Genomic DNA, 10151 nt, shown 5'->3' on the forward strand with positions numbered 1-10151 from the left:
CGAGTGTTGAGGGCCCACTGCGGACCAACTCAAACCTCATAGACGAATCGTTCGATCCCGAGACGAGTGTCGAGATCGCGCTTGTAGCGAAGGACCTCGACGAAGCCAGCAACTCGCAGCACGCCTCTCACCTTCATCACGTCCTCCGTATCCCGCCAATCGCGCGTGTAGACGCAAATGACGTGGTCTGCATAGCCACCAAGCACGATTCCTCGGCGCGTGCTTACCTTGGCGCAGATCAGTCCCCCAGTCGAGATCAAGGCGAGTACCTGGATCCACGCTTGGTCGACCATCGCCGACGGGCGGAAGATCAGCCATTTCCCCGATGCATCGGTGCTAGTAAACGCCTGCCGGGGAGAGGTGAGGCCTAGCCAGGTCGCATCGAGCGCGGTGCTTGGAAAAAGGAAGCTGTCGGGCATCGTCCGCTCCGAACTCATTCTTCTGAATCCAGTCTGGCGTCGCGCTCGCGCTGCGATGCAGCGTGTTCGTCACACAGCACCCTGAGCCATCCGAAGCTCGAACACATCTGTTTTCCTGGCCGTCCACATCGCTCGCACGTGACGGAGCACGCGCTTGCAGCGCTATGCAGGATCGCGTCCAACCGTAGACGCATCACAGGAGGAACGCAGTCAAGCTCGCATTGAATCCGCAGCTCGCCGAGCTTTTGCTTAACCTGAAAGACTCGCAGCTTGGCTTTGGGGTACTCCTCGCCCAAGGCGAGCAGAGCATCCAAGGCGTTCGCCACGGCCGGCCACCAACCTTGGTCCACGCTCACATCTGGCTCGCCGTCAAACAGTGCGCGGTATGGCTGCACGAAGGCCCGTGTTTCGTCTTCAATACCCATCACCTAGTTCCTCTAGTTCCTCTAGTTCAGAAGGCATTTCTCCAACTCCGCACTCCAGGTTCCTCAACCAGAACGACACTGCGGTGGCACACATCAGGAGAAATTCCACGCGAGCCAGGAATGCACATCGATCACGGCGCCGCGTGCTGCAAGGCGCTCGATCATGTCTAGCGCTTCTCCACTCCACAGAAGGCGCGTGAGCTCGTTTCGCACAACACCCCGCTGCACTTCACAACCTCTTGCGTACCACGGATCAAACCTCTCGGCGAACCTGGCGCGAATCTGATCGCCGCAGTTGGCGTACGTGATGCATGCCATCAGGATCCGACCCTCCCCCGTCGCGTAGTAGTCCAACCAGGCTGTCCACAGGGTGGGCGACTCATCGAGCCGGCCTGTCGTTAGTGAAGTTCCTGTTCCCTCACAACGCGGTGTCGACGCGTTGGTCACACTGCCTGGCACGGGAGTACTGGACGGTCTGTCCTTGCTCACCGCATCTTCCTCATGGTGTCGGCCCTCCAGTTGCAAGCTTTCCCACGGACGCAAGCTTGCGGCGTATCTCGAGGAATGCGTTTCTGGACATTCCCGCTCTCAGTCGCACCACATGCGAGTCACTGCCGCATCAAGAACGGATCAGGGACCTCTGTAGTGCACGTTCTTCGCGCTGGGTTTCTAGACGGTCAGCAGAGGATCTTCTGCGCTCAAGGAAACCGTTTTGAAACCACCACCGTCAAGAGGAATCAACACAGAAAGCAACGTGGACCGACTGAGGCGTGCCGAACACCTTCGGGACGCGATCGTCCAACGCGCTCAGGAGAAGAACGACTCACCGGCCGACATTGCTCGCAAGATGGACATGTCAGTCGGCCATTGGTACAAAGTAAAAAAGGAGCCACTGCGGCTCGCGAGCCTCACGCTTGATCACGTTCAAACGCTGGCAACCTACGTCGGGTGGCCGCGTGTGCAGGTCATGATCGCCATCGGCTGGCTGGAGGCAAGAGAGGTCGAGCAATCTCTTTCGGCCGAGTGGACCGTGGAGGCGGCGCTGCGCCGGCTCGAACGCGGATCTCTGGCCAACGGCCTACCTACTCCGTTGGAGCGAGCGGCCCCTGACCATCGCCTACTGATGGCGCGGCTCATGCTCCTTGGCGAGGCCGGTTTATCCGGAGCACCAGGCCTTGTCAATCCATTCTCGGCGGACTAGCCATTTGGCTAGTGCTGATAACCAACGACTAGCCATTTGGCCATGGGGCGAGCGCGCGCTCGCCCCATATCATTTGCCGTCCTCTCTCGGCCTCATGCGAACAGCATCCGCCCGCGCATTCACTTGCGGCGATGCCCCGACCTCATCTGAGGCGTTGAGAGACGCAAACGATCCGTTCCAATCCCGCCACCCGGCATCAACGTGCGCCTGTCAGAACACCCGTCCCCGAGGACCCATCGCGTTTCGCACCGCGAGCGAACCATTGCTCGCCCGCGGTGCGAAAACGTGAGCATCTTCCCCCTCTCCTGTTGCGGAACTTCCCTTGCAACCTCTGCTGGCGCACTTCGTCCGTGCGTCGCGTCAGAGGCTTCGCCGTGAGCTTCTAGCCAGCGTCATTGCCACGGCGGAGAGGTGCAGATGCGCCCTTCGTCGGGGCTCACCGTCAATTTCAGACATCCCGCACGCACAGCGGGAGGACTGAGTTCGCCTTATGCAAAGCACCTTGAAGAGACAGGCAGCCAACGAACGGCTGCTCCCGGAGACTTGAATGCGTCTTGACCAGTACGCGCGCGAGATGGCGCGCCCCTTGGGACTGCGAGGCGATCAGCGTCGCACAGAGATGGTGGCCAGCATCACCATGGGGCATGAACTACGGGTGGAGAGCCCGCTTGAAGCGTCTACCGCCCGGGCCCTGGACATCGATCCGAGCGTGAAGGTGATCAAACCCCAGCCGCTCACGATCAGGTTGGATCTTCTGAAGGTATTCCCAACCAAAAAAGCAGCCTTGGCGGCCTACCCCGCCGTTCCGCCGCGCGAGGACCGGGAAGACCCCGACGATGTCTACGTCTACACGCCGGACTTCTCCGTCAGCGGCACCCTCGGAACCAAGGTTTTGATCGAGTGCAAGACCGTCGGGGCTCACCGTCAACTTGAGTCATCCCGCATTCAAAGCGGGAGGGCCGAGTTCGCCCAATGCAATGCACCTTGAAGAAACAGGGCGGCCGACAAAAGCGGCTGCTCCAGGAGACTTGAATGCGTCTTGACCAGTATGCGCGCGAGATGGCGCGCCCCTTGGGACTGCGAGGCGATCAGCGTCGCACAGAGATGGTGGCCAGCATCACCATGGGGCATGAACTACGCGTGGAGAGCCCGCTTGAAGCGTCTACCGCCCGGGCCCTGGACATCGATCCGAGCGTGAAGGTGATCAAACCCCAGCCGCTCACGATCAGGTTGGATCTTCTGAGGGTATTCCCAACCAAAAAAGCAGCCTTGGCTGCCTACCCCCCCGTCCCGCCACGAGAGGACCGGGAGGACCCCGACGACGTCTACGTCTACACGCCTGACTTTTCCGTCAGCGGCGCACTTGGAACCGAGCTTGTCATCGAGTGCAAGACCGATGAAGAACTCGATCGCATTCCCGGAAAGGTTGAGCAATGGCGAGCCGCACTGTCGGCGCTAGGTTACCGCTTCATGTGCGTTACCGACAAAGAGGTCCGGTATCCGGGTTTCAACTTCAACATGGTCTGCATCAGGGACGCAACTCACGCGCTGCGTCGGACCGGCGCTGACGCGCTCAAGCCTCTCATTCGCGATGTCGAATGCTGGCAAGCCCCGATGAAGGTGGCGACGCTCCGGGACAGGTTTGCTGATCCCGTCATTCAGATGGGGATCGCGGCCGGCGTCGTAGCCTGTGACTTGAGGGCTGGCGTCCTGGGTCCGCACACCGAGCTCAGGCCGGCACACGGTGACCTCACCCATCTCCGCATTCTCCAGCTGGGGCTCTGATGCACGACACACCTCAGATTGGCAACCGGTTCGAATGGCGAGCCAAAGGGTGGCGAATCTCTGCACTCCGTCTGGAACACAAAATACTCGAAATCGAGGCGGACGACGGTGATCTAGCCGTCAAGTCCATCGATTGGTTCCGGCAGGAGCTCACAGACGGCGAGATAAAGCGCATTGCGAAGGACCGAAGCGGACGTGAGCATGTCGTCGAGGCCGCATGGGTCTCAGATGAGAGCGACACCGCACGCACGGAGCGGCAAAAGCGCGAGGCAATTCTGAACTGCGAAGCGCTGGTGCTTGAGCGTGACCAAAGTTTCAGAGCTGCCCGGGCCGATATCGAGGCGCTGTGCAAAGAGAAGGGGTGGGAAGTCCCCTGCGAGCGCACTCTCCGTTATTGGCGGCGCGCCGCCGCGAGTCATCAGTCCATGCTGTCGCCTGGCTGGCATCGGTGCGGAAACAGGCGCCAGGGCCCAGACGTTCTGCTCCTGGAGGCGATGAAAGAAGTGGCGGACAAAGCGCTGCTTTCCAGCGATCTGTTCACACTCAAGACGGCCTGGGGTTTTGTCGAGGCCCTGTATGCGAAGAAGTGCGAGGGCAGCGAGCACCGGCCGCCGCAGCCACGCCGCCGTTGGAGCATCAGGCAGTTCGCCGCATTTCTGAATCGCGTGGACTGGATCGACAAGATGGGCGCCAGGCTCGATTCGCGTACGCGCAGGGCGCTCACACGTGTGGCGGTGCATGTGCACAGTGCTGACCTGCTCTGGGAACTCGTAGAAATCGATGCGAGCTGGCTGGACATTTTCGTAAGAAACGAGGAGGGCGAGAACGTCGGCAGGCCGGTTCTGTATGCCGCCATCGAAGTGGCCTCCGGCTACCCAGCTGGCCTCGCCCTCACCATCCAGAAGCCGTCTGTACTGCCGTTCATGGACTGCCTTCGGTTCATGTACTTTCCCAAGCCCGACTTGGACGAGAGGCATGGCATCAAGAAGCGCGTCGAACTGTTTGGCAAGCCCATCAAGGCGAGCGTCGACAACGGAAGTGAGTTCATCGGGGAAATTGCGACTGCGGTGGTGCGCGTGCTGCTGGGTGATAGCGCCCGGTGCAAGCCCTTTACGCCGCAGGAGAAGCCCCACGTCGAACGGTTCTTCGGAATCATCCGTGAGTTCGTCCGAACACTCCCCGGATCAATTCTCTCGGCCGTTACGGGCAAGAAGCGCGAGGTGCCGAGATCGGAGAGATTGCTCACCTTGACCGAACTTGAAGGACGCTTGTTCCGCTTCATCTTCGACGAGTACGTGCTTCTTGTGAACAAGCTGCGCTCCTACAAGTGGGGCAAAGCCATGTCGCCGCTCGACCTGGTCATCGAGATGAAGAAGTCACAGATGGAGCCATTCCCTGTCAGTCGCGAGGAGTTCGAACGTGCCGTCTGTTTTAGGCGAGAGACCAGAGTGATGAATCACGACGGCATCAGGTTTGACGGCTTTACTTACCACTCCGATGAGCTGGCTCATCTGTACCGTCGCAACGGGCCCGGCAGCTACGAGTTCAGCTACTCCGATGTCGACGCAGTCACGATTTTCGTGCACTCGAAGGATGGCTCGGGAGATGCGCCCGCGACAGCGAAGGAACTGCGGGGGCTGACCGTGGATCGGCCGGGTGCAGCTCAGATTCGCAAACAGATGATCCGGGATGGTGAGGCCCTCAACGAGAGGACGTTTGCCAATCGCTTGGCGCGTTTCAATGAGATCGAACCTGGAGCCAAGGGCGTGCGAGGCGCAAACAAGGCGCAGCGAAGAAAGGACATGCTCGAGCGCGCTCACGCGGAGACAACCAAGACCATGCCGGACGCACTCAAGCCCCAATCGTTCGGTGATACGCCGGCTGCTGCTACCCCTGGCGTCGATGAACCTAGCCAGGCTAGCTCGCCGGCGCGAACAGCCACTCGCCCAGTAGGACGAAAGCGGGGGCAGCGATGACCGAGCTGGCAATCTACGACGAGTGGGTGTTTGACCACGCCCGCTACGCCGGCGCCCGTGAAGCCCTGCTGGAGGAAGTCGACCTGGTCCTTCAAGGCGGACCACGGATGATTGCGATGCTGCTCGGCCCGTCTGGAATGGGAAAGACTGAGTTGATCGTGGACCTCGTCGCGTCCTTTGAAGATCGATTGACCGAGACTGGCCATCCGCTCGTTCTGCATGTCAGCTTTCCCGCTGGCAGTACCGCGGACGCACTGGCCGCCTGCATCATCAAGAAGATTCGCAACATCCGACTCGTCAAAGGGTCGGGTGCCGAGAGACGCGAAAGTGCAATCGGATTGCTTCAGGACTCCGGCATTCAGGTGCTCATCCTGGACGAGACAAACCACGCGGCCGAGGCGCGTGCCACGCGGGCCACACAGACCAAGGCCAACCGATTGACGGCGGACTGGATCAAACAGATCTTCGATCGCGCCAAGGTTTCGGTCGTCATGGCCGGGCTGTCACATTCACTGCGGCTACTCACCGACAACGATCAGCTCGAAGGACGTGCATTGCGTCCGATCGAGATGAAGCCGTACGCATGGCACATCGATGCGGACCGCAAGGCCTTTCGCGACCTGGTGGCGGCATTTTCGGGGCAGGCGATTGAACATGGGTGGACGCTCGACATCAACGAAGACCGACTTTCACGAGCCGCCTACCTCGCATCTCGGGGCTTGGTCAGGCCTGTCGCGCGCCTGTTCGAGCGCGCTGTGATCGTTACAGGGAAGGGTGGAACCCTGACTGAAAAGGTATTCGCGCGCGCTTATGACAAGTGCCTTCCTGAACGACAGATCGGGAATCCCTTTGAACTTGAAGAGATCACCGACGAGATGCTAAACGCGGCACATCGGCAACTGCTGCAGAAGATCAACGAGCCAATGCAGGACCAGGACAGGGGCCGGAGAACGTAATGGCTGGTACTCCTATGTGGGTCAAGAGGCCCGAACCCATCCCTGGTGAGACTCTCGTCAACTTCGTGAGGCGGTTTGCGCACGAGAACCACATCGCTTCTCGCCGTGCACTTCTGCAGGAGCTAGAGATCTCGCATGCGATTCGCTCGGATGCTCTCAGCTTGCGCCAACTGGCTGACGCACTCGGTGTACCGCAATCGCTGCTTGAACCGCTGGCACCCAGCGATGCGCCTGCAGTCCCGGCTCTGCGCCGGTCCCTGACTCGTGCCAACTGCGATGCGGTCTGCCCCGACTGCCTCAAGGCGGCTCAGTACTCTCGGCGGCTCTGGTCGCACCAGCTCGCCACGGCCTGCCCCGTCCATTCAGTGAAGCTGATTGAGCACTGCCCCTCCTGCGACACAAGACTGCGTCAGGATCGGCCTTTGGCGCACATCTGCGATTGCGGGTTCGACCTGCGGCGGCTTCCAGCCTCGCCGGCGTCGCCGTTGGAGGTTGAAGTCGCTCACCTTCTGGACGGCCTCGTGCCGGCGCAGCTTACGCTGCCTCTGGACCTCTCCTCAGGCGTTCCTCCTGATTTCGACCTGTTCCTGCTGGGACTGCTGAATCACTTTGGGTTTGAAGACGTGACTGCACGCCCCGCGAAAGCCGGGAAGACTGCTGCTCCAAAGTCTGTGGCAGCCGCGCGGGAGCGTCTAGGCGCGCTTGCGAACATCACGCAGCAGTGGCCGGAGTCCTTTTCGAGGACTCTCACCGCCCTCATGCAGGCCCCGGGGCCCGGGCAGTCAAGTAGCGACTCGCCGCGACTCGGCACCTGGTACAGGTTTCTGTTCCGCCGCTTCCCGGACCCGGCGTACAACCCGTTCAGAGTCGCGGCCGCGAATTGCATCGTTCAGGTACACGAGGGACCCATCGATGCCCGCACGCGTCATCTGCAGGCACTGGCAACGGTGGAGAAGGAATGGCTGTCGTTGGCCGAAGCTGCCCGTGAACTGGGCGTGCGCGCCGAACGCCTCGGATCCGGGATCGAGGACGGGAGGATTGAGGCCCGCTCGCCGGAAGGCAATAGCGCCCCGAATCGGCAGCGCTTTCTCGCGCGAACCGAGATTGACCGACTTCGCGGGATTCGTGCTGCTTACTGTGACGAGTCGGAGGCCGCCGCCTTCCTCGGCGTACCGCAGTCCGTCTTCGGCTATTTCAAGGAGGCAGGCCTGGTCGAGATCAGCGACCCAGCGACACTGCCCCCGGTTACTCAGGGCCGGGTGAACCGGTCGGCGCTTGAGGCTCTTGCAAATCGGCTGCTCACGAGCGCGCCTCAAGAGGTGAGTGCCCCATCGTCAGAGGTCATCGCGCTTCGTGCTTTGAACCTGCGGCGTACGACAGACCGGCAACGCCTTGTCGATCTTCTGCGTGAGATCGGCAATGGCTCCCTCCCGGTGGCGGGCAGAGATGCGTCGGGCCAAGTCGGCGGAATGCTCTTCGACAAGACCGAAGTACACAAGCACATTGCGAGCTTCTCCGTCAAGCTGCAACTCAACGTGCAGCAGATCAGCGAACTCGCTGGAGTGCACTACGACGCGGTCAAGACCTGGGTCGATTCGGGTCTTCTTTCTGCGGTGCGCGCGCCGAGCCTTCAGGGGCGTCCCCACGTCATCGACCTTCAGGACTTCGTGCGCTTCCTTCTGGAGTTCACCCCTCTGTCCTGCCTTGCCTCCCGAATGGACTCCTCCTCGCGAGGGATCGCAGACGAACTCGCTCGCAGAGGCGTTCCCCTCCTTGGCGAAGGCGGTAAACGCGGAACGCTCGTGCGCATTCTGGATCTCGTGCAGGTCGAACAAAGCTAGCTTGAACTCCGGCAGGCTCAACCGACTGGCAAGGCGAGCGCCCCTCGAGCGTCGACCGAACCGCGACGCTCACCCCTCGCGCGTGAATGTCGTGTGACCGCCGCCGAGCTGGTGGCCGTCTGCGCCTGCTCATACCACACGGGAAGCAGGCAGCAAATTTCCGTGGCTCCTGGCGCTATGTCTGAACATCTTTCATCACTGAGGCACTCATGCACTTCGTTTCCCGCTCGCACGACGGCACCATCGGCCATGGAGCCGGCCAACTCCGAGAGACCTGCGCTGTCGTCGTCACTCCGGAATTCACGCGGGATGATGAGATCAGGCAAACCGAGCTCTTCTTCCCTGACGACCACGCGCCGGTGAGCGTCATCTCTGTCGCGACGGGCAGGATCTTCTTTCACCTTGTGTTCAACCCGGGTTGCGAGGCGGTGCGCACGCACTTGTGGGAAGGCGCATTCCGAGAAGGGATGCCGCTTGTCCTCTGCGATTTGCGCAAGATCGCGGCTTATGAGCTCCCTCTGTCGTCGCGCGAGCTTGCGGCGTGGAAACCTTCGCTCGGCGTTGACTACCCGCGCGATCAGTGGAAGAACCGTGTTCGAGCGATGGAGGATCAGATCATCTCGACGGCGCTCATGCGCCTTCGATCACCTACGGGAATCGTGGAGCACCGCATCGTGGAGATGTCGGCGGATCCATCGGCCCATGCCAAAGGCCTAATGCGTTTGGACTGGACGTGGCACTCCCGGGGCACTGGCCGCCAGTTGCGTATAGGGGTACTGGTTTGAGGGTGCCAGAAGAGGGCTCTCACCTCAGTTTGCACGAACTCCAAGAATGCCGTGGAATGCTGCATTTGGGCGACACGATCTGGGGCGGAGAGCTGGTCGATGGCGTTCGCCGCGATGCCTCAGCTCACAGACTCGTTCCAACTGCCCTATCCACGTAATGAGGGGCAGCGTCGTCGCCTTCTGGTCCGGCGGTGCTACCTCAACCCCAATTCGTACCAAGTACACAGGCACGCGTTTCTCCGAGCTGGATTTGAGATCGTGGACCGCCCGCCGGACACCAGCCTGGGCAAGACTAGCACTGACATCCATCTCGTCCTAGACGCCGGTGACCTGCTCGAGCATGAGACGGGTTACGACGAGTTCATCGTCTTGAATGCGATCCGATCGCAACACGAGAGCGGCTACCACTGACCTTCCGCGGACTCGGTTTTGGCGTCTGCTCACGCAGTGCCCCCGCACGGCCTAAGCCCCCTCGCAAGCCGCTCCTCGGTGCCTGGCCAGCAAGCTCACAGGAAGCGTTTGGGCGGCGCTGACGGCTCGGCGAAGCCGCCTGCGGTCCCACGCCATGCCTGCGGGTAGAACCCTGGTCATAGGGCGCCGTGCTCCTCTTCACCGCCAATTCATTGACGTGTCGGTGCGCGTTTCGGCTCCGTTGGAATTCTCGACGCAGGGCGTCGGGTCCCTGTCGGGTCTGATTCCGCACAGGCGGCTGAGACGGTCGCCCGCCTGGCGTTCCGCGCCACCAGCGCTGAGCTAGTCCATC

At 61.2% G+C, this 10151-nt stretch carries 10 protein-coding genes and 1 pseudogene; 9 read left to right on the top strand and 2 right to left on the bottom strand.

Going from position 1 to position 10151, the window contains the following annotated elements; all coding sequences use genetic code 11:
• Positions 1-29 precede the first annotated feature (29 nt).
• Both GON04_RS00170 and GON04_RS00175 read right to left on the bottom strand, forming a co-directional pair.
• Positions 30-419: a putative phosphothreonine lyase domain-containing protein gene (locus GON04_RS00170; protein ID WP_157395988.1), complete on the bottom strand. Its 390-nt coding sequence runs from the start codon at positions 417-419 to the stop codon at positions 30-32.
• Between the two features lie 14 nt (positions 420-433).
• Positions 434-844 (bottom strand): hypothetical protein, encoded by a 411-nt coding sequence (locus GON04_RS00175; RefSeq protein WP_157395989.1) that lies wholly within the window; start codon positions 842-844, stop codon positions 434-436.
• Between the two features lie 754 nt (positions 845-1598).
• Here GON04_RS00175 and GON04_RS00180 point away from each other — a divergent pair.
• The 9 genes and pseudogenes from GON04_RS00180 to GON04_RS00215 all read left to right on the top strand — a co-directional run bounded on the left by GON04_RS00180 (position 1599) and on the right by GON04_RS00215 (position 9799).
• The gene (locus GON04_RS00180) at positions 1599-2045 is read left to right on the top strand and encodes a hypothetical protein (protein WP_157395990.1); all 447 of its coding nucleotides are present in this window, start codon (positions 1599-1601) and stop codon (positions 2043-2045) included.
• Between the two features lie 547 nt (positions 2046-2592).
• Complete coding sequence (locus tag GON04_RS00185; RefSeq protein WP_157395991.1) at positions 2593-3033, top strand: hypothetical protein; 441 nt, start codon at positions 2593-2595, stop codon at positions 3031-3033.
• Positions 3034-3077: 44 nt separating this feature from the next.
• Positions 3078-3830 carry a hypothetical protein gene (locus GON04_RS00190; RefSeq protein ID WP_157395992.1) on the top strand — a complete coding sequence of 251 codons (753 nt, stop codon included), beginning with the start codon at positions 3078-3080 and terminating at the stop codon, positions 3828-3830.
• The gene (locus tag GON04_RS00195; protein ID WP_157395993.1) at positions 3830-5806 is read left to right on the top strand and encodes a Mu transposase C-terminal domain-containing protein; all 1977 of its coding nucleotides are present in this window, start codon (positions 3830-3832) and stop codon (positions 5804-5806) included. The genes GON04_RS00190 and GON04_RS00195 overlap by 1 nt, the downstream gene beginning before the upstream one ends.
• Positions 5803-6762: a TniB family NTP-binding protein gene (locus GON04_RS00200; RefSeq protein WP_157395994.1), complete on the top strand. Its 960-nt coding sequence runs from the start codon at positions 5803-5805 to the stop codon at positions 6760-6762. The genes GON04_RS00195 and GON04_RS00200 overlap by 4 nt, the downstream gene beginning before the upstream one ends.
• Positions 6763-6776: 14 nt before the next feature.
• Positions 6777-7124, top strand: a pseudogene (locus GON04_RS27245) (TniQ family protein); the annotation flags it as partial.
• 3 nt (positions 7125-7127) lie between these two features.
• Positions 7128-8603, top strand: coding sequence for a hypothetical protein (locus tag GON04_RS00205; RefSeq protein ID WP_232532906.1), 1476 nt, complete (start codon positions 7128-7130; stop codon positions 8601-8603).
• Positions 8604-8812: 209 nt separating this feature from the next.
• Complete coding sequence (locus tag GON04_RS00210) at positions 8813-9388, top strand: hypothetical protein (protein WP_157395996.1); 576 nt, start codon at positions 8813-8815, stop codon at positions 9386-9388.
• A gap of 99 nt (positions 9389-9487) precedes the next feature.
• Positions 9488-9799, top strand: a complete 312-nt coding sequence (locus tag GON04_RS00215; protein ID WP_338050857.1) for an NYN domain-containing protein — start codon at positions 9488-9490, stop codon at positions 9797-9799.
• Positions 9800-10151 lie beyond the last annotated feature (352 nt).

Source organism: Ramlibacter pinisoli (assembly GCF_009758015.1).
Lineage (GTDB): Bacteria > Pseudomonadota > Gammaproteobacteria > Burkholderiales > Burkholderiaceae_C > Ramlibacter > Ramlibacter pinisoli.